Annotated in this window: 15 protein-coding genes and 1 riboswitch; of the genes, 2 read left to right on the top strand and 13 right to left on the bottom strand. The window is 65.9% G+C overall.

Annotated features, from left to right (window positions below):
* Positions 1-66: 66 nt before the first annotated feature.
* From ectB to SB749_RS07070, 11 genes are all read right to left on the bottom strand, one after another.
* Positions 67-1,359 (bottom strand): diaminobutyrate--2-oxoglutarate transaminase, encoded by a 1,293-nt coding sequence (gene ectB / locus SB749_RS07120; protein WP_167193664.1) that lies wholly within the window; start codon positions 1,357-1,359, stop codon positions 67-69.
* Between the two features lie 161 nt (positions 1,360-1,520).
* The gene (gene ectA / locus SB749_RS07115; RefSeq protein ID WP_410709714.1) at positions 1,521-1,916 is read right to left on the bottom strand and encodes a diaminobutyrate acetyltransferase; all 396 of its coding nucleotides are present in this window, start codon (positions 1,914-1,916) and stop codon (positions 1,521-1,523) included.
* Between the two features lie 678 nt (positions 1,917-2,594).
* Positions 2,595-4,064, bottom strand: a complete 1,470-nt coding sequence (locus SB749_RS07110) for an L-serine ammonia-lyase (RefSeq protein WP_410709713.1) — start codon at positions 4,062-4,064, stop codon at positions 2,595-2,597.
* 181 nt (positions 4,065-4,245) lie between these two features.
* Entirely contained in the window at positions 4,246-4,644 is a 399-nt protein-coding gene (gcvH, locus tag SB749_RS07105; RefSeq protein WP_410709712.1) for a glycine cleavage system protein GcvH, read from the bottom strand.
* 112 nt (positions 4,645-4,756) lie between these two features.
* A complete protein-coding gene (locus SB749_RS07100; RefSeq protein ID WP_410709711.1) occupies positions 4,757-6,019 on the bottom strand; it encodes a glycine cleavage system aminomethyltransferase GcvT in 1,263 nt (420 codons plus the stop codon).
* Positions 6,019-8,952, bottom strand: a complete 2,934-nt coding sequence (gene gcvP / locus SB749_RS07095) for an aminomethyl-transferring glycine dehydrogenase (protein ID WP_410709710.1) — start codon at positions 8,950-8,952, stop codon at positions 6,019-6,021. Before gcvP ends, SB749_RS07100 begins: the two co-directional genes overlap by 1 nt.
* A gap of 99 nt (positions 8,953-9,051) precedes the next feature.
* Positions 9,052-9,167: riboswitch (glycine riboswitch) on the bottom strand.
* Between the two features lie 287 nt (positions 9,168-9,454).
* Complete coding sequence (locus tag SB749_RS07090) at positions 9,455-10,744, bottom strand: MFS transporter (RefSeq protein ID WP_410709709.1); 1,290 nt, start codon at positions 10,742-10,744, stop codon at positions 9,455-9,457.
* Positions 10,745-10,837: 93 nt separating this feature from the next.
* Positions 10,838-11,920 (bottom strand): phosphotransferase family protein, encoded by a 1,083-nt coding sequence (locus SB749_RS07085; protein WP_410709708.1) that lies wholly within the window; start codon positions 11,918-11,920, stop codon positions 10,838-10,840.
* A complete protein-coding gene (locus SB749_RS07080; protein WP_410709707.1) occupies positions 11,917-13,176 on the bottom strand; it encodes an acyl-CoA dehydrogenase family protein in 1,260 nt (419 codons plus the stop codon). The genes SB749_RS07085 and SB749_RS07080 overlap by 4 nt, the downstream gene beginning before the upstream one ends.
* Positions 13,173-13,952 (bottom strand): SDR family oxidoreductase, encoded by a 780-nt coding sequence (locus SB749_RS07075; protein WP_410709706.1) that lies wholly within the window; start codon positions 13,950-13,952, stop codon positions 13,173-13,175. The genes SB749_RS07080 and SB749_RS07075 overlap by 4 nt, the downstream gene beginning before the upstream one ends.
* Before the next feature lie 38 nt (positions 13,953-13,990).
* Positions 13,991-15,736: a class I adenylate-forming enzyme family protein gene (locus SB749_RS07070; RefSeq protein ID WP_410709705.1), complete on the bottom strand. Its 1,746-nt coding sequence runs from the start codon at positions 15,734-15,736 to the stop codon at positions 13,991-13,993.
* A 260-nt stretch (positions 15,737-15,996) separates the two neighbouring features.
* On the opposite strand from SB749_RS07070, the gene SB749_RS07065 reads away from it, so the two are divergent.
* On the top strand, positions 15,997-16,611 hold the full coding sequence (locus tag SB749_RS07065) for a TetR/AcrR family transcriptional regulator (RefSeq protein ID WP_410709704.1): 615 nt from the start codon (positions 15,997-15,999) through the stop codon (positions 16,609-16,611).
* A 273-nt stretch (positions 16,612-16,884) separates the two neighbouring features.
* Here the strand turns inward: SB749_RS07065 and SB749_RS07060 are convergent, their stop codons facing one another.
* Positions 16,885-17,703: an SDR family oxidoreductase gene (locus SB749_RS07060; protein ID WP_410709703.1), complete on the bottom strand. Its 819-nt coding sequence runs from the start codon at positions 17,701-17,703 to the stop codon at positions 16,885-16,887.
* Between the two features lie 167 nt (positions 17,704-17,870).
* On the opposite strand from SB749_RS07060, the gene SB749_RS07055 reads away from it, so the two are divergent.
* On the top strand, positions 17,871-19,169 hold the full coding sequence (locus SB749_RS07055; protein ID WP_410709702.1) for a DUF1990 family protein: 1,299 nt from the start codon (positions 17,871-17,873) through the stop codon (positions 19,167-19,169).
* An 18-nt stretch (positions 19,170-19,187) separates the two neighbouring features.
* On the opposite strand, the gene SB749_RS07050 is transcribed toward SB749_RS07055, so the two are convergent.
* Positions 19,188-20,084: a LysR substrate-binding domain-containing protein gene (locus SB749_RS07050; RefSeq protein WP_410709701.1), complete on the bottom strand. Its 897-nt coding sequence runs from the start codon at positions 20,082-20,084 to the stop codon at positions 19,188-19,190.
* Positions 20,085-20,300: the final 216 nt, after the last annotated feature.

Raw genomic sequence — 20,300 nt, 5'->3', positions numbered from 1 at the left:
GAGCTCGGTTCGACCCAAAGCTCAGGCCGGCGCCACTGCTGCGACGCCGGCCCGGGCAGAGGTGGGTCAGGCCAGTGCGGCCTTGGCAGCGGCGGGAGCGAACTTGGCCACTCCGGCCTCGATGATGTCCAGGCCCGCCTGCAGATCGCGCGAGTCGATCGTCAGCGGCGGCATGATCTTGATGACTTCGTCATCGGCGCCCGAGGTCTCGAGCAGGAGACCGTTCTCGAAGGCGTAGGCGGCAACTTTCTCCGCCACTTCGAGGTCTTCGAAGCAGACGCCGGCCAGCAGGCCGCGCCCGCGGATCGAAGCACCTTCGGCCTTCTCGACGATTCCGTCGAGGCGCTGGTGCAGCGCGGCGATGGTGTCGGCAAGCTGGTTCTGGAACTCGTTGTCGGCCCAGAAAGTCTTGATGGCGGCGGTCGCGGTGACGAACGCGGGGTTGTTTCCGCGGAAGGTGCCGTTGTGCTCGCCGGGCTCCCAGACGTCGAGCTCGGGACGGAACAGAGTCAGTGCCAGCGGCAGACCCGAACCGGAGATCGACTTCGACAGGCAGACGATGTCGGGCTCGATGCCGGCCTCTTCGAAGCTGAAGAACGAGCCGGTGCGGCCGCAGCCGGCCTGCACGTCATCGACGATGAGGAGGATCTCGTGCTTCTTGCACAGATCGGACAGGGCGCGCAGCCATTCGGCGCGAGCGGCACGGAGTCCGCCCTCGCCCTGCACGGTCTCGACGATGACAGCGGCGGGCTTATCGACGCCCGAGCCGGAGTCCTCGAGGACCTTCTCCAGCCACAGGAAGTCCGGGACCTCTCCGTCGAAGTAGTCGTCGTACGGGATCTTCGAGCTGTTGGTCAGCGGGATGCCTGCGCCTTCGCGCTTCATCGAGTTGCCAGTCACCGACAGCGATCCCAGCGTCATACCGTGGAACGCGTTGGTGAACGAGAGCATGTGCTGGCGACCGGTCACCTTGCGAGCGAGCTTGAGCGCCGCCTCGACGGTGTTGGTTCCCGTCGGTCCGGGGAACATGACGGAATAGTCGAGTCCGCGCGGCTTGAGGATGAGGTCCTGGAAGGTCTGCAGGAACTCGCGCTTGGCCGGGGTCTTCATGTCCATCGAGTGCAGAACGGCACCCGACTGCAGGTATTCGATGAGCGGGCCCATCACGGCCGGGTTGTTGTGGCCGTAATTGAGCGCGCCGGCGCCGGAGAAGAAGTCGAGGTACTCGTTGCCGTCTTCGTCCCACTGCTTGGCACCTTGTGAACGGGCGAAGGTGGCGGGCCAGGAACGGCAGTAGCTGCGCACGGCAGACTCGCGAGTTTCGAAGATGTCGGGCTTGTCAGAAGGTGTTTCGGTCATCTTTGGAGTCCTTTCGACTTCTTGATTGTGCGGCTGCATCGTGTGCAGTCGCCGAGGCGGTGGCCGCTGCCGCTCATTGCGGGCGCTTCCTTCCGCCTCATGGCACCTGTCGCGTTCGCTCCCTTGAGGCAGGGGGCTGCGCGGCACCGGGGTGGGGCTCGTTACAGGGGTGCGATCTCGTAGAGGTACTCGGTATCGTGGCCGTCCGGGTAGAGGTCCGGGGTGAACAGCGGGCGACGGCCGAAGCCGGCCCCACGCTTCTCAGCGAACGCCTGGAACAGGCGGTTGGACGCCGCATTGTCTTCGGTGATCGTCGTCTCCATGCGGAGAGCGCCGGTCCGGTCGGCCAGTTCATGGAGCATGGTCGATGCGAGTCCGTGTCCACGGAAGTTCTCGTTGACGGCCACCTGCCAGATCATCAGGGTGTCCGGATTCTCCGGACGGGTGTACCCGGTGATGAAGCCGGCGGGTTCTCCGTCGATTCGTGCGATCACCGAGGTGTCCGCGAAGTCGCGGCACCACAGCAGGTACGAGTACGAGGAGTTCAGGTCGAGCACGGCTGTGTCTTTCGCGAGCCGCCATAGATGTTGTCCGTCCTCCAGTTCTGGAGTCCGGACGTCGATTTGCGTCTTCGGTTCAGCGAGTGCGTTAATCACGCCAACAAACCTAACGGGCTGAGATCGAGCGTCAACCTCGAAAGTGCCGATTCCGGGGCACTTCCGCAACGATCATCCCGAGCTACCGACATGTAACGGACCCGGCTTTCCCCATGGCATCTCTGGGATGTGACGGGGCGCTCCTTCGCGCTCATACCGCGCCAGAGGTTCGTTATCGTTTCGTTACATTTGACTGGAGTTGGAACAAGGGTTCCACGTGTTCCATGTCACTTCGCTTGAATTTGGATAGCAAGGCGTCCTGTTGCTCGAGGTTGCCGTCTGAGGCTCTGCGGGCGGGATCGAGGCGGCTGCGAAGTAGTTCGCGCAGGCGCGAAGGTGCTCGCGCAGCGCCGCCATCAGCCGGATGCTGCGCGCTTGCCGCCGCCGACACGAGTTAAGTGAGCGAAGAATGTCGCTGAGAGGCCGATTTTCGGCATTCTTCGCACACTTAACTCTCTCTCCCTGCTGCTTCAGGCCGCTGCAGAGGTACGGAAGTCGATGAATCCGCAAGGCCGGCTCGAGAGGTCGCGACTCAGGTGAGCGCCGCTTGCCTTGCTCAGAACCTCAAACGCACTGACCTCAGCACTCGACGACGTTGACGGCGAGGCCGCCCATCGCTGTCTCCTTGTACTTCGAGGACATGTCCGCGCCGGTCTGGCGCATCGTCTCGATCACCTCGTCGAGGCTGACCCGGTGCTGGCCATCGCCCCACAGAGCCATGCGGGAGGCGTTGATGGCCTTGCCTGCGGCGATCGCATTGCGTTCGATGCAGGGCACCTGCACGAGTCCGGAGATCGGATCGCAGGTCAGGCCGAGGTTGTGCTCCATCGCGATCTCGGCGGCGTTCTCCACCTGCTCGGGCGTCCCACCCATCACGGCAGCCAGTCCCCCAGCCGCCATCGACGAGGCGGATCCGACCTCACCCTGACAGCCCACCTCGGCGCCGGAGATCGACGCACGTTCCTTATAGAGGACTCCGATGGCCGCCGCGGTGAGCAGGAAGTCGACGATGGCCCGGTGCTTCGCGGACTCGCCGCCTTCCCTCACCGCGGGAACGTAGTTGAGCGCATAGTGCAGCACGGCGGGGATGATGCCAGCAGCCCCATTCGTCGGCGCGGTGACGACGCGGCCTCCCGAGGCGTTCTCTTCGTTCACGGCCATCGCGATGAGGTTGACCCATTCGAGGTAGTAGCCGGGATCACGGTCGGGGTCCTCGGCCTTGAGCTTGAGGTACCAGTCGTGTGCGCGGCGGCGAACCTTGAGCCCTCCGGGCAGATAGCCCGAGCGGTCCAGGGATGCCGAGGCGCATTCCTCCATCACCGAGTAGATGTGGAGCAGTCCGTGCCGGATCTCGTCCTCGTCGCGCATCGACAGTTCGTTGGCGTGCATAATCTCGGCGATCGACAGGTCGTTCTCGCGGCAGCGTTGGAGCAGCTCGACACCGGAGTGAAAAGGATAGGGCAGCTCTTCGTCGTAGGACTCGAGTTCGGCATCGACGACAGAGTCCGCGACCGCGAACTCGGCATCACCGTTTCCCGCACCTTCCTCGGCGGTCTTCTCCTTCTCGAGGAATTCGGTCTCCGAGGTCACGAATCCGCCGCCGACGGAGTAATAGGTCTCCTCGGCGAGGGTCTCCCCCGCAGCGTCGTAGGCGGTCACGGTCATGGCGTTCGTATGGCGAGGGAGGACAGTCAGCGGGCGTTTGACCATGTCATCCTCGGTGAACTCGAGTTCGACGCCGTTGCCGGTCGAGTCGCCGAGCATGATCGTCCCGGTCTCGGACATCCGTGTCCGCCGGGCGGTGAGTTCGTTGGCTTCGATGAGATCGGGGCGGCAGCCCTCGAGGCCGATGAGGATGGCGTCGAAGGTCCCGTGACCGGCGCCGGTGGCGGCCAGGGAACCGAACACGTCGACGCGCAGATCCGCCACGGATCTCAGCGAATCGCTAAGGAGGTCGATGAAGCTCGCGCCGGCACGCATCGGTCCGACGGTGTGGGAGCTCGACGGTCCGATGCCGACCGTGAAGAGGTCGAAGACACTCAATGGCATGGCAATCACTTCGTTTCTGATGAGATGACAACGGGGCCGACCGAACAGCCGTGCACTCACGTGCATGGCGAGCCGATGCCGACGATGTGTCGGCACCGACCTCGACCGACCCCGTTTCAGGGTTTATATCCTCCGCCCCTAACAGGGAGGAGCGAGACTCAGGTGAGTCTCGCGCTGAGGCTCAGAGGGAGTTCGCCTCGGCGTAGCCGGCGGCGTCCATGACTTCGCCGACCTCGGTCACGGCGACCTCGAACAGCCAGCCCTCACCGTAGGGGTCGGAGTTGAGCAGTCCGGGTGAGTCCACGGCCGCCTCATTGATGGTGACGACCTCGCCGGTCACCGGGGTGTAGAGGTCGGAGACGGACTTCGTGGATTCGACCTCACCGCAGGTCTCACCTGCGGTGATGGTGTCGCCGACCGCGGGCAGGTCGACGTAGACGACCTCGCCGAGGGCATCGGCGGCGACGGCGGTGATGCCGACCTTGACGGTCTTGCCGACGAGCTCATCGGCAGCGCCGTCGACCCATTCGTGTTCGGCGGAGTAGGTGAAGTTCTGCGGGAGCGGGGGCAGCTGTGCCATATGTCTTCCTTACTGTGACTGCCGCCGGAAGGGGCGGTCACGACGTTGTTGTGCCAGGTGGGACCAGTCTACGAGTCACCGGTCCCACCGGGATGAATTATGGGTGAGAGCTTCAGTGAGCCTGACGCTTGTAGAACGGCAGCTGCGTGACGGTGAAATCGTGCGCCTTGCCGCGGATGTCCACGGTCACGGCGGTGCCGACCTCGGCACGGTCCCGGTCGATGTAGGCCAGGGCGATCGGGTGGCCGAGCGTCGGGGAGGGCTGACCGGAGGTGACGGTGCCAACGTCGGAGCCGTCGATCGACACGGCGGCTCCGGAGCGGGCGGCGCGGCGTCCTTCCGAACTCAGACCGACGAGCACGCGCGGCGGTTCGGTCTCTCCGAGCTTCGCCAGCGCCTCGCGGGCGAAGAAGTCGTCCTTCGTGTTGAACCCGATCATCCGGCCCAGTCCCGCATCGTACGGGGTGGTGTTCTCATCGAGTTCGTTGCCGTAGAGCGGCATTCCGGCTTCGAGGCGCAGCGAATCGCGTGCGGCCAGCCCGCAGGGCACGAGCCCGTAGTCCGCGCCCGAGGTCACGAGCGTGTTCCACAGGCGGGTGGCGCCGATGTTGGGGACGTAGAGCTCGAACCCGTCCTCACCGGTGTATCCGGTGCGGGCGAGCATGAGGTCGATCCCGGCGATCGTCAGCGGCATCCACGCGTAGTACCCCAGTTCGCGCACCGCCTCGCCGATGGTGATCTTCTCATCCCCCGCCGAGGTGGCTCCCCCGTTGGCATCGTCGGTGACCTGGGCCTTCGCCTGGTCACCGGCGCCGTTGCGGGGTCCGAATTCGCCGTGGCCGGACTCGTCGAGGGCGCGCAGGATGATCGCCTCGGAGTTCGGTCCCTGCACGGCGATGAGCGCGGTGGCGTCGGATTCGTCGGTCAGGTGCACATCGGAGCCGGGTGCGACGGTCTGGACGAACTGGTGCACGCGGTCCTTCAGCGCGGCGACCACGGTGGGCGTGTTCGAGGCGTTGGGGACGATGAGGAACTCTTCGTCGCCGATGCGGTAGGTGATGAGGTCGTCGAGGAGGCCGCCTGACTCGTTGACGATGACTCCGTACTTGGCCTTGCCGATCTTCATCTTCGAGTACTTCGCGACGAGCGCGTAGTCGAGGAAGGCTGCGGCGTCGGTTCCGGCGATGCGCACCTCACCCATGTGGGAGAGGTCGAAGAGACCTGCGGCCTCACGCACGGCACGGTGTTCGGCGAGTTCCGAACCGTACTTCAGCGGCATGTCCCAGCCGCCGAAGTCGGTGAACGAGGCACCGAGCTCGGCGTGGATGCTGTGCAGCGGGGTCTCTTTGGGGGTGTTCGCGGTCGTATCGGTCATCACTTGTCCTCTTCCTCGAACTCTTCGAAGGCCTCTGGCGGCGGGCAGGAGCACACCAGGTTGCGGTCGCCGTAGGCTCCGTCGATGCGGCTGACCGGCGGGAAGTACTTCGTGAGGCGCAGCCCGGGAACGGGGAACACCGCGGTCTCGCGGCTGTACTTGCCGTCCCAGTCGTCCATCACCGCGGTCGCCGGGTGCGGCGCGAGGGCCAGCGGCGACTCCTCGTAGGTATAGGACTTGCCGATCTCGTCGATCTCGGCGCGGATGGTGCGCATGGCCTCGATGAAGCGGTCGAGTTCGTCCTTGTCCTCGGACTCGGTGGGTTCGACCATGAGGGTTCCGGGCACCGGGAAGGCCAGGGTCGGGGCGTGGAAGCCGAAGTCGACGAGGCGTTTGCAGACATCTTCGGCGGTGACTCCCGTCGCCGAGGTGATCGCGCGGAGGTCGAGGATCGTTTCGTGGCCGACGAGTCCGTTCTCACCCGAGTAGAGGATCGGATAGACGTCGCCGAGCTTCTTCGCCAGGTAGTTCGCACCGAGCAGAGCCGAGCGTGAGGCTTCGCGCAGTCCTTCGGCACCCATGAGCTCGAGGTAGGCGAAGCTGATGGGCAGGACGCCGGCGGAGCCGAACATCGATGCGGAGATCGGCAGCTCCTTGGCGTCCGGGTCACCGGCGACGAGTTCCGGCAGCGTGGCATCGCCGGGCAGGTACGGAGCGAGGTGTTCGCGCACCGCCACCGGGCCGACTCCGGGGCCGCCGCCTCCGTGGGGGATGCAGAAGGTCTTGTGCAGGTTGAGGTGGGAGACGTCGCCGCCGAATTCGCCGGGCTTGGCGAGTCCGACCATGGCGTTGAGGTTCGCACCGTCGACGTAGACCTGACCGCCGGCGGCGTGGACCTTGTCGCAGACCTCGCGGATCTGCGGTTCGAAGACACCGTGGGTCGACGGGTAGGTGATCATGATGCCGGCGATCTTGCCTTCGTGCTTGGTGATCTTGGCATCGAGGTCGTCCATGTCCACGGAGCCGTCATCGGCAGTCGCGACGACCTGCACCTGGAGTCCGGCGAGCACCGCGGAGGCGGCGTTCGTGCCGTGCGCGGACTGCGGGATGAGCACGACGGTGCGGGCATCGTCGCCACCCGCCACATGGTAAGCGCGGATGGCGAGCAGTCCGGCCAGTTCACCCTGCGAGCCGGCGTTGGGCTGCAGGGACACACGGTCGTAGCCGGTGACCTCGACGAGGGAGTCCTCGAGGCGGCCGATGAGTGCGCGCCAGCCCTTGGTCTGTTCGACGGGGGCGAAGGGGTGGATGGAGGCGAATTCCGGCCAGGTGATGGGTTCCATCTCGGCGGCGGCGTTGAGCTTCATCGTGCACGAGCCCAGCGGAATCATCGTCCGGTCCAGTGCGAGGTCACGGTCGGCCAGAGTGCGCAGGTAGCGCATCATCGAGGTCTCGGAGCCGTGGGCGCTGAAGACGGAGTGAGTGAGGAATTCGGTGTTCCGGTGGAACTTCGCGTCGAACGCGGGTTCCGGCACGGCGTTGGCTCCGAAGGTCCCCGCCGAGGCGGCTTCGAATTCGTCCGCGTCGACCCGGGCATAGATGCCCAGAGCCTCGAGCAGGCCGTTGGCATCGGCGACGGTGTGGGGTTCGCCGAAGGAGACGCCGACGGTGGTGTCGTCGATGACGCGGATGTTGTATCCGGCCTGGTCGGCGACGTAGCGGGCGGCTTCGGCGTCGGCCACGCGCAGGGCCACGGTGTCGAAGAATTCCCAGGTGAGCACCTCGGCGCCGGGGGCGGTGTCCGCGGCCTTCGCGAAGGCCTGGGCGAGGCGGTGGACGCGGGAGGCGATGCGGGTCAGGCCGACCGGGCCGTGGTAGACGGCGTACATGGAGGCGACGTTGGCGAGCAGTGCCTGCGCGGTGCAGATGTTCGATGTCGCCTTCTGGCGGCGGATGTGCTGTTCGCGGGTCTGCAGGGCCAGGCGGTAGCCGGGCTTGCCCTGGGCGTCCTTGGACACTCCGACGAGGCGGCCGGGCAGCTGGCGCTGGAGTCCGGACTTCACGGCCATGAAGCCGGCGTGGGGGCCGCCGAAGAACAGGGGCACACCGAAGCGCTGGGCCGAGCCGACGGCGATGTCCGCATCCTGGGAGGCGCAGTCCTTGAGCAGGGTCAGTGCCAGCAGGTCGGCGTCGAAGGTGACGAGCGCCCCGCGGTCGTGCGCACCGTCGACGGCCTCGGTGAAGTCGCGGATGGCTCCGGTGGTGCCGGGCTGGGCGCAGACGATGCCGAAGATGTCTTCGCCGACGAGGCCTTCGGCGAGGTCGGCGACAGTGACGCGGAAGTCCATGGCCTTGGCGCGGGCGCGGACGACGGCGATGGTCTGCGGGTGGAGTTCGGAGTCGAGGACGACGGTTGTCCCCTTCTTCACGGCGCGACGCATGAGCAGGACCGCCTCGGCGACGGCGGTGGCCTCATCGAGGAGGGAGGCATTGGCGATGTCGAGACCGGTGAGGTCCTGGACGACCTGCTGGAAGTTCAGCAGCGCTTCGAGCCGGCCCTGGGAGATCTCGGGCTGGTACGGGGTGTAGGCGGTGTACCAGGCAGGGTTCTCGACCAGGTTGCGGCGGATGACGGCCGGGGTGATCGTGTCGTAGTAGCCCTGGCCGATGAGCTGGGTGCGCATGACGTTCTGGTCGGCGAGGTCGCGCAGGTCGTTCAGAACGTCGAATTCGGAGCGCCCGGCGGGCAGGTTGAGCTCGTCGTTCTGGATGGATTCCGGGACGGCAGCATTCGAGAGTGCTTCCAGGGAGTCATAGCCGAGTTCGGCGAGCATGGCCGTAACGTCGTCGGCGCGGGGGCCGATGTGGCGGTCGGAGAAGGGGCGTGCGGTGTCCCCTGTTGCCTGCGTCGTATGGGCGAGTGAACTGGTCAATTGCCGTCCTAGGGTCGGTGTTGCGTCCACCGATGGGAGGACGCAGCGATCACTGAGTGTCCTCCCCGATCTGTCGGACTTCAGGTCCTTCAGATATGCCTGCAATCGGTGGTACTGGGCCTGAGAGTTTCCCGGGGAGGGAATTGCACCTACGGCGCTGCTCGGAAGTCTGGCTCGATTCGGCCCGACTGCGGCAGCTCTCCCACGTCTTGTCTTAGCGGCGTATGAAGTTGTGTGCAGAACCAGGTGGACCTCTGAAGCCCCCGGCTGAGACTGCGCCTCCGATTCTAGTGAATGAAATCACCCCCGACAAACCCCGGGCTGGCCCCCTCGCTGCAGATGCGGATCCCCACGGCAGCTCCCCGCACCTCCAACGCGGAAATAGGTCGCTATCGGATACTTTCCTTGCTCAGAAGTATCCGATAGCGACCTATGTTTAGGGTTGCTGTCTCCGATTGCGACCTATATTCGCCGAGGCGGCGCTGCAGTCCCGCGACGACGCTCAGATCGCGTTGAGGTCCTTGCCCTTGGTCTCGGGCAGCTTGACCACGGCGACGATCGTGGCCAGGCAGAGCAGGACCACCCAGCCGCTGGAGAGCCAACTGAGGTCGAGTGAGTTGAACAGTCCGTTGAGATACGGTGCCGTTCCGCCGAACACAGCCACGGAGACCGAGTAGGCGAAGCCGATCCCCTGGGTGCGGACCTTCGTAGGGAACGCCTCGGACAGAACTGCCGACAGCAGGGCTCCTGCCATCGAGACCACGAGCAGCGCCAGCGTCGATGCTACGAACAACGTCCAGCCGGTGTCCGTGATCATGCCCATGAGCGGATACTGCAGGATCGCCATGAGCACTCCGAAGCCGATGAGCACCGGCCGACGACCGATCCGGTCGGAGAGGAATCCCCAGAAGGGCAGCGACGCGAGTGCGATGATCTGCGCACCGACGGTCGCCCAGTAGGCGGTCTGCGCATCCATACCGCGCTCGGTGATCGCCAGGGTCGACGCGTACGACGTCCAGGTGTAATGAGCCGCGGTGATGCCCGAGGTCATGAGCACGACGAGGACGATCGCACGGGCCACCCGACCGCGATCGAGAGGAGTCGGGGCGACGGTCTCTTCGGCTTCGTCGGCTTCGAAGACATCGCTTTCGACCATTCCGCGCCGCATCCACAGCGCGACGAGCGCGAGCAGACCGCCGAGCGCGAACGGGATCCTCCATGCCCAGTCGGAGACCGCGGCCTCGGAGAAGACGTTCGTGATCACGCCGCCGATCGTGTAGGCGACAACCGAACCGCCGAAGATGGCGACGAAGACGATGGAGCCCCAGAATCCGCGGCGATGAGCCGGAGCGATCTCGGCGATATAGGAGTTCGCCGTCGCCGACTCCCCTCCGTGGGCGAAGCCCTGTGCCACTCGGATGAGGAGGAGGATCAGTGAGGCGAAGACGCCGATCTGACCGTAGGTCGGCAGCACGGCGATGAGGAACGAACCGCCGGCCATGATGAGCATCGTGACGATGAGGACGAACTTGCGCCCCTTCACATCGGCGATCTTGCCGAACACGATGCCGCCCAGGGGTCTCATGAGGAATCCGACGGCGAAGACGCCGAGGGTCGCGAGGACGGAGGAGACCGTGTCCTCGCTGTTGAACATCGCGGCGGCGATGAATGGTGTGAACACCGCGTAGGCGCTCCACTCGTACCATTCGAGGATATTGCCGATGGTGCTCGCGACGACGGATCGCCGTTTCAGCTGCAGAGGCACCTTTGTCTCTGCGATCGTATCGGTCATGGCTTCCTTTCCACTGCTTCATTGGATGTGGTGGTGCTGTCTATCTCGGTGGTGGTGCTCGGTGGTGCGGATTTTCCTGTCTGCCGCTCGCCGTCACACGACGGTGGCGGCGATGGCTTCGGCGGCTGCGATGAGTTCGGGGACCCCGGTTTCGAGGCTGCCGGTGAAGTCACCGGCCGCCGGTGCCTCTCCGTTGCGCCATCTGGTGTAGATGGCTTCACTGAAGATCGCGGCCTTCCACAGCGCGAACGCCTGGTACCAGGGCAGGTCGGACAGATCGAGGCCCGTCTTCTGCTGGTAACGATCGGCGAGTTCGGAACGGGTGAGGAATCCCTCCCCCGCCGTGACGGGAGTGAGGTCCATGACCGTGCGCGGATGCTCGTCGTCGGTGTAGGTGACGAGGAAATAGCCGAGGTCGGCGAGCGGATCGCCGAGAGTCGACATCTCCCAGTCAAGGATCGCTGCGACCTCGACCGGCGTCGACGACGCGATCATCGCGTTGCCGGCACGGTAGTCACCATGGACGACCGCGTGCCGCTGAGTAGTCGGGATGTTCGCAGCCAACCACTCGCCGAGGCGGCTGACCTGGGGCAGCGACCGCTGAGTGTTCTTCTCCCAAAGGGAGGCGAACAGCTTCACCTGGCGCTCCAGGTACCCGTCCGGTCGACCAAGCGCGGCCACCTCGGGAACGGTGACGTCGACCGAGTGGAGGTCGACGAGGCGGTCGACGAGGGCTTCGCTCAGTGCGCGACGGTCAGCCACCTCGGCGAGGAAGTCCGGCAGAGTGTCGGTGACAACAGTGCCTGCCACGAAATCCATGATGTAGAACGGGGCGCCGAGGACCGATTCGTCCTCGCAGACGTGGAGGATCGTGGGCACGGCCACTCCCTGAGCGCCGAGGACCTTCTGGATCTTCGCTTCGCGGACCATGTCATGGGTCGATTTCGGGATCGGCGGGCGCGGTCCGCGGCGCAGCACCACATCGAGGTCATCACGCCGGATCCGGAAGGTGACGTTCGACTGGCCCTCGCCGATGCGATCCCAGCGGACGCGACCGGACCCGAGGCCGTGCGCGTCGAGGTAGTCGGTGAGGACGTCGACGATGAGCAACGGCGGTGCGGACAGTGCCTGCGCCTCGGCGGCGGTGTCGACGACGTCGACGAGCTTCTCGGTCACCGGGCCTCCCCCACGATGTCGAGGCGGGGAGCTCCCGCAGCGACTTCCTTGCGGCGCTTCGATGAGGCACGGCGGGAGATCGCGAACTTGTGCGTCTCGGTGGCGCCGTCATAGATGCGGAACGGACGGACGTCGTTGAGGTACTGGACGAGTGGCAGCTGGTCGGAGACTCCGTCGCCACCGGTGATCTGGATGGCGCGGTCGATGACGCGGTAGACGGCTTCGGAGCAGTAGACCTTCGCGATCGAAGATCTGGAGTTCGCTTCCTTCGCATCGGTGGCGAGCACCTCGGAGGTCTTCGTGATCATCGCGTCAGAGGTTTCGATATCAATGACCGACTGCGCGATGAGCTCCTGTGCGAGGCCCTGACGTGCGAGGACGTCGCCGAATGCCTCGCGATGTTCGGCACGGTCGAGAGCCGTGTCCAGCGCCCGGCGGGCCAGTCCCAGCCACCGCATGCAGTGCGTGAGGCGGGCGGGTGCCAGGCGCACCTGGGCGTAGGCGAAGCCCTTGCCCGGTTCGCCGAGGATCGCCGAGGCGGGGACGCGGACACCGTCGAAGTGGACGTAGGGATGGCCGCCGGCGATGGTGCGATCGACAGTGTGGATCGACCGGCCGACACTGACACCCGGGGTGTCTTTGGGCACGAGGAACATCGTGGCGGCCTGGCCCTTGCGAGCCTGCGCGGAGCCCGACCCCTCGGTCGCAGCGGCCGACTCCTCGGCGTCGGTGGCGGCCATGACGATGAAGAAGCTGCTCAGTTCAGCACCGGAGATGAAGCGCTTGTCGCCGTTGATGACCCACTCGTCGCCGTCCTTGACGGCGCGGGTGGACAACGCCGACGGGTCGGAGCCGGTGCCCGGATGTGGTTCAGTCATGGCGAACGACGAGCGGACGTCGCCGGCGGCCAGCGGGGCGAGGAACCGCTCCTTCTGCTCCTGCGTGGCGATCTGGGCGAGCATGTGCATATTGCCCTCATCGGGTGCCATGCAGTTGAGAACGGCGGGCCCGATCGGCGAGTATCCTGCCTCCTGGAACACCGGGGACCAGAATTCGATCGGCACGCCCTGGCCGCCCCACTCGGTGGGCACGTGCGGGGCGAATACGCCGGCTTCCTTGGCCTTGGCCTTGAGATCGGTCAGGACCGCTTCGTCGAGGTAGTCACCCGGGTGGGGTTCGGCGGGGATGACGACCTCGCGGATGAAGGTGCGGGTGCGCTGGCGCAGCTCCTCGACCTCTGCGGGAATCCGGCTCATGCTGTGCCTCCTGCTGTGATGAGTCCGCCGTCGGCGGTGAGGATCTGGGCGGTGATCCAGTCCGAGTCGGACGACGTAAGGTAGGCCGCAGCTGCGCCGATGTCGTCGGGAGTGCCGAGGCGGCCGGCCGGATAGGCGGCGGTGACTTCGGCTTCTCTGCCTTCGTAGAGCGCGGTGGCGAAGCGGGTCTTGACGACGGCCGGAGCGATGCCGTTGACGCGGATGTCGGGTCCGAGTTCGACGGCAAGGGTCTTCACGAGGTGGGCGACGGCGGCCTTCGAGACTCCGTACATGCCGATGCCCTCGCTGGGATTCTGTCCGGCGACCGAGGAGATGGACAGGATCCGGCCCTTGTTCTCACGGAAGTGCAGACCCTCGTGGTTGACCGCGCCCTGGATCCAGGCCAGGGTTCCGAGCACGTTGACCTCGAGGATCTTACGGGCGGCATCGAGCTCGATGTCGACGGTCTCGCCGTAGACCGGGTTGATGCCGACGTTCGTGACGAGGACGTCGAGGCGGCCGTACTTCTTCTCGATTGTGTCGAATACTTCGGCCCGGTGAGCCGAGTCATCGGCCTTGCCGGCGATGCCGATTGCGGTGCCTTCGGGGAATTCGGCGACCGTCTCGGCCAAGGGCTCGGGCTTGCGAGCGGTGAGGACGACGGTCGCGCCTTCGGCCTGCAGCCGCTTGGCGATGCCGAGGCCGATTCCGCGGCTCGATCCCGTCACGAGGGCGACCTGGCCCTCGAAACGGCGTCCGATCGTTGATTCGCTCAATGTCTCTCCTGTCTTGAATGGTTGTCGGTCAGTGGTGCCTATCTATCTGACGCTGGTTCTCTTCCGGAGTCTCGCAGCAGCCTGCGTTGGATCTTTCCGGTGTGCGTCTTCGGCAGGTCGGACATGACGTGGACGGTGCGCGGGTACTTGTACGCTGCGAGGCGTTCTTTCGCGAAGGCGATGAATTCCTCGGCGCTGACGTCTTGACCGGTGCGCAGGGAGACGTAGGCGACGACGGTCTCGCCGCGGTAGTCGTCGGGCTGGCCGACGACGGCGGCTTCGAGCACGGCCGGGTGTTCATAGAGGACGTCTTCGACCTCGCGCGGCCACACCTTGTAGCCGGAGGCGTTGATCTGGTCCTTGATCCGATCGACGAGATAGATCCACCCGGCATCGTCCATGACGCCGACGTCGCCGGTGCGCAACCAGCCCTCGTCGAAGGCCGCCCCGTTGGCTTCGGGCTTGCCGAGGTAGCCGGGCGTGATCTGAGGCCCGCGCAGCTCGAGTTCGCCGGCGCTGGAATCGGTGATGACGGTTCCGTCGGCGATGTCGACGATGCGGGCTTCGAGTCCGGGGAACGGCACGCCGATGGCCAGGGTGTCGGTGGCCGGGTCGACGGGTGCCTCGGTGTCGGGCGGGACTCCGATGACCGCGGAAGCGGTTTCGGTCATCCCGTAGATGTTGTGGATGTAGTGGCCGAACCGGTTCCGGAAGCGCTCGACCGTGGCCGGCGGCACGGGGGCTCCACCGGAGTAGAGGTAGCGGATGCTCTGCAGGTCCTCGGCTGTGGCCGATTCGTGTTCGAGCAGGGCGTTGTAGACGGTGATCGAGCCGATGGTCACGGTGACCTTGTCATCTCGGATGGCGGTGATGATCTTGTCCGCGTTGACGCGGCCGATGAAGTCGAGCGTGATCGGGAAGATCAGCGAGGTCGCCGCGCAGGCGACGGCTCCGGTGATGTGGAAGAGCGGGGCGATAGCGAGCATGACGTCGCCTTCGCCGAGGTTCAGCCACTCTCCGTACGACCGGGCCACGGCGAGCACATTGCGGTGGGTGCCGACGGCGCCTTTGGCCGGTCCGGTCGTGCCTGATGTGTAGGTGAGCAGCGCGGCGTCGTCGAGGCCCGGCAGCAGTTCGGTTCGGTGGTCGGGCGCGTTGGTCCGCTGGGAGCCGAGGAAGGGACCCCACGAATCGACGGCGATCCCGGACTCGACGGGGGTCGCCTCGGCGGGGGTGGTTTCTGACTCAGGGAAAGCTGCAGTCTTGGCGTCGCCGGTGAGGGCTGAGGGGTCCCGGTCGTATTCGTCGTCATCGGTGGTCAGCACCCAAGTCACCGATCCGCCGGCGAGCGTCTCCTGGACCTGAGCGAGGTCGCTTTCGTCGCAGATGATCGCCGAGGCGGCCGAATCGTCGATGAGCGCGCGCAGTTCGCGGCCGCGGTACATGGGGTTGAGGACGAGGGGGACGACGCCGATCTTCCAGGCCGCGAGCAGCGCCACGGCGAACTGCGGGACGTTCTGGAGGTAGACGCCGACGATGTTCGACTTCTGCAGGCCGCGGGAGAGGAACCCGGCGGCGAGCGCCTCGGCTTCACGGTCGATGTCGGCGGTGGTGAACCTGCGGCCACGGTAGGTCACGGCGATCTGGCTGGGGGCCGCCTCGACGCGGGCGTTCCACGCATGAGCCGTCGATGCGTCGTGGATCTCCGGCGTCTCACCGACTCCGGCGGGGTAGAGCCGCGTCCACACATGCCGCGTGGTGGTGGAAGTGCTGTCGGCTGCCATCTGACTGTCGCCCTTCATCGTGTCGGGACCGGAGCACCTCAGCTTCGGCCGACCGAGCGCTCGCTCGGTTAGTTCTGTATCGTAAGTCACACGATGACCGGGCGCAAGGGCGGCCCGGCATGACTGTCGACCGCTCGGGCAGCAAAGCGATCGAACTCAGAGATGGAGGGACGCTTCGGGGGTCGAATGGAACCGCGGGGTCCGAATGCCCGTAGATTAGGGATGAGAAGACAGTGAGACGGATCAGGCAGGGACAACTCGTGAGCAATGCAACCATGACGAACTGGCGGGACTACGACGCCCCGCTGCTGTCGCCGATCCTTCAGTCCGCTCTCAACAGCTTCGTCACGGGCGGATTCCACGGCACGAGTATCCGCCAGCTGGCTGGCGCGGCCGGGCTGTCAGTGCCAGGCCTCTATCACCACTTCGCATCGAAGCATGCGATCCTCGCCGAGATCGACCGCCTGGCGATGGAGGATCTGTGGCAGCGCAGCGTCGCGGCACTCGCCGACGGCGGGCAGGAGCCGACCGCCCGCTTCGACCGCCTCATCGAATGCCTGCTGCTCTTCCACGCGCACCAGTCCGATCTCGCCTTCATCGCATTCAGCGAGATCCGAGCGCTGAAGGATCAGCACCGGGATGCTCATATCGCCGCTCGTGACCGGCAGCAGAAACTCCTCGACGAGGTGGTCGAGGAGTGCGTTGCCGACGGCAGCTTCACCACGGAGTTCCCGCGGGATGCCTCACGAGCGATCACGACGATCTGCACGGGCGTCTCGCAGTGGTACCGGGCCGGCGGCGAACTCGACCCAGCTGGGGTGGCCGAACGCTACGGCGAGATCTGTGCGCACGCCGCCGGCCTCCCGGTGAAGTAGGGGCCAGCAGCCCGCGAACTGTTCCGCAAACCCCGCCTGCACAGGATTGTTGGGTCGATCCACGGTGATTTCCGGGCCTGAAACACCGTGGATCGACCAAACAATGCCCCTCAGAATGGCACCGCAGAAAAATTCAGGTCGCCATCGGATACTTTCCGTCAAGAGAAGTATCCGATGGCGACCTGGATTCGGGTGCAGATGTCCGATGGCGACCTATGTTTCGGGCTGCCGTTTATCGGCAACCAAGGTTCAGCCGCAGGCTCAGCCTCGGTGTCAGGCGCTGCCGCCGGCGGTGACAACTCCCCCATCGGCTGTGAGCACTTGAGCGGTGATCCAGTCGGCGTCGTTCGAGGCGAGATAGGCGACGGCACCGGCGATGTCTTCAGGGGTCCCGAGGCGCTTGACCGGGTACGCAGAGGCGACCTCTTCCTCCCTGCCTTCGTAGAGCGCCGTGGCGAACTTCGTCTTGACCACTGCCGGGGCGACGGCATTGACGCGGATGTCCGGCCCGAGCTCCACGGCGAGCGTCTTCGTCAGATGCGAGACCGCGGCCTTCGAAATGCCGTAGAAGCCGATGCCTTCGCTCGGGATCTGGCCGGCGACCGACGACAGGGTGACGACGCGCCCCTTGTTCTCACGGAAGTTCAGGCCCTCATGGTGGACGGCGTCCTGCACCCAGGCCAGCGTGCCGAGGACGTTGACGTCGAAGATCTTCCGCGCGGCATCGAGTTCCATATCGACGAGCGGGCCGTAGACCGGGTTGATTCCGGCGTTGGCCACGAGTACATCGAGGCGACCGAATTTCTCAGCGACCGTGTCGAACACCTCTGCCCTGTGCGCCGGGTCGTCGGCCTTGCCGGCGATGGCGAGCGCCGTGCCTTCGGGGAACTCGGCGACCGCCTCATTGAGCGCTTCGGGCTTGCGCGCGGTGAGCACGACGGTGGCCCCCTCCGCGTTGAGCCGCCGAGCGATTCCGAGGCCGATGCCGCGACTGGCGCCCGTGATGACGGCGACCTGGCCTTCGAAACGACGACCGGATTGCGGAGCCGCCGAGGTGGCTGCCGACTGAGTGGCTGAGGTGCTGTCTGACATTGATGAACTCCAGTGTTCGTGCGGTGACGTGAGCGTTCGGCGCTGACCTCGCGAAACGCCGTGAAGCGAGCGTTCGTTCAGCGTTCGCTTCTCATCGTAGGCATAGCCGTTCGAAGAAGACAAGGACTACACATCATCACGCGAGGGCATAAGACGAGAATGGAGTCATGAATCATCTCGAGTTCCATCTCGATCTCGGCTCGGGCGACCAGTTCCCGCTCGCCCGGGAAGCGATCTTCTCCTGGATGCTGCAGGACCTCGCCGGCGTCGTCGTCCACCCGGCTCGCCGAGTGGCCGAAGGTCGGATCGTCAGCTTGGGACTCAATCCCGTTTGGCCAGCCTCGCCGAGGCGGCTGCGCGGTCGCGATCTGCTCGTGCCCGTCGGTTCGTGCGTCGTCACACGGGTGATCGATGAGAGGGATCGCGCCGGATTCACCTATCGCACCCTGCCGGGCCACCTCGAGAACGGAGAGGAGACCTTCCTCGTGTCCATCGGCACTGACGGCCGCCTCGGCGTGACCATCAGCGCCGATTCCGTCCCAGCACATCCTCTCCTCCGTCTGGGCGCTCCGGTGACCGTGGCCGGACAGGAGTTGATGGCCAGGCGCTATGCCGAAGGGCTGAGGAGACAGCTCAGGACTGCCGAACGAAGCCGCCTCGCACGCGCCCTCGCGACTGCTTCGGCGCTGATCGGCCGGGAGCTGAGACTCATCGAGACCCTTGCCGGCGGTCAGCACGCGCTGACCATGTCCGCCCGCGACGGAGACGCGGAGCTCGTCGTCCGCGCATTTCCCACGGGCCACGATGCGGCTGTCAGGGAAGCCGAGGTGCTCGATCGGCTGAGCTCGCTCGGCGATCTCGTCCCCCGCCTCATCGCCCACAGCGCCGACACCAACGACCCGATCATCGTCACGACCCGCGTACCGGGGTCACCACCGGGTCCAGCGACGCCTCTGACCACCATCGCCCGCGAGATGGCCGCGGCGCTGGTGCGCATCCACGAACTCGACGGCACCGGTCTGCCTCTGACTCCGCTGTCCCCGCCGCCAGGAGACTCTGCCATCGCGATTCGCGCCCAGCGGGAGTGGGCGAACCTCGACCGTGACGAAGAGGTCCTCACGCACACAGATTTCTGGGCAGGCAATGCTTTGTGGGCAGGCGGGCGCCTCACCGGAGTCGTCGACTGGTCGGGCGCGAGCCACGGACCTCGCGGGGTCGACCTCGCGTGGTGCCGTCAGGATCTCGTGCTGCTCGGTTCCCCCGAGGCGGCCGCCGACTTTCTCGACGAGTACGAACGACTCCTCGGCCGCCGCATCCATGACATCCGCGCCTGGGACGTCCAAGCCGCGGCACGTGCCCATGATCGCGTCGAGACCTGGCTGCCGAACTATCACGGGATCGGCCTCACCGACATGACCGCCGAGGATCTCCGCCGCCGCCTCGATGACTGGAACGCTCACCTGTGAGCCGCCCCGCCACCGCTCTCATTCCACGGTCGGCAGGACCACCTCGGCGAGGGTGAGCACCGCTTCCACGGAGGCTTTTCCGTGGTCGGTGCGGTGGGCGAGGTAGAGCTTCGTGGGCTCCTCGGGAATGTCGAGGGGCACGGCCACGGTGCCGGCCTCACGGGTGGCGGCGGACACCGAGTCGAAGGTGATCGAGATGCCGAGGCCGGCCGCGACCAGGGCGCCGATCGTCTGCGAATCCGGCGCGCTCTGAACTACGCGCGGTGCGAATCCCGCTTCGTGGCACAGACGCAGCGTCGCTTCCCGCAACGTCGAGGAAGGATGCTCGGGAAGAGCGATGAAATCCTCGTCGGCAAGCTCGTCCACCCGCACCGAGGCGCGTCCCGCCAGACGATGGCCCACCGGCAGGGCTGCCGAGAGACGCTCGACCATCACCGGCCGACCTGTGACTCCGGGTGGCTGCTTCGCCCACCTCACGAGGGCGAGGTCGAGCGAGCCGTCGACGAGGCGGGTGATTCCCTCCTCGGCGTAGACGTCGGAGTGAAGCCCGAAGCTGACCCCCGGCTTGTGCGCGGTGGATGCAGTCACGAGCGCCGCGGCCAGTCTGCGCGATGAGGAGTGGGCGAATCCGAATTCGATGTGCCCGGTCTGCCCGTCGGCGGCCCGGCGCACCGCCTCGGTGGCCAAGGTTCGATACTCGATCATCTTCCGCGCCGGCTCCACCAGCGCCTCCCCCGCTGCGGTCAGCGCCACATTGCGGGTCGTGCGTCGGAACAGATCGACGCCGAGGTGGCCCTCGAGCGCGCGGATCGTGCGGCTGAGCGGCGGCTGCAGCATTCCGAGCCGCTCGGCCGCACGACCGAAGTGCAGCTCTTCGGCGACGGCGAGGAACGCTTTGACCTGCTGAATCTCCATCGACTGCCTCATTTCCGAATCCGTGCTGGAGCCCGTGCCGTTACCCCGACCGACTTCCCAGCCAATACCTGTTCCGATAATAATCCATGTACATTATTGCCGATCCTGCTATATAGTGGGACAGACCACGCGCCCACTGCCCAAGCACGGGCCCGGGATGCCGAGCTCGACTCCACTGACAGCACTGTCAGCACACAGCAGCGCCGCCGGCCCGAC

The organism is Brevibacterium sp. SIMBA_078, assembly GCF_046534565.1.
GTDB lineage: Bacteria > Actinomycetota > Actinomycetes > Actinomycetales > Brevibacteriaceae > Brevibacterium.
The sequence above is the reverse complement of the archived record's forward strand: the minus strand, read 5'-3'. Positions and strand labels throughout refer to the sequence as shown.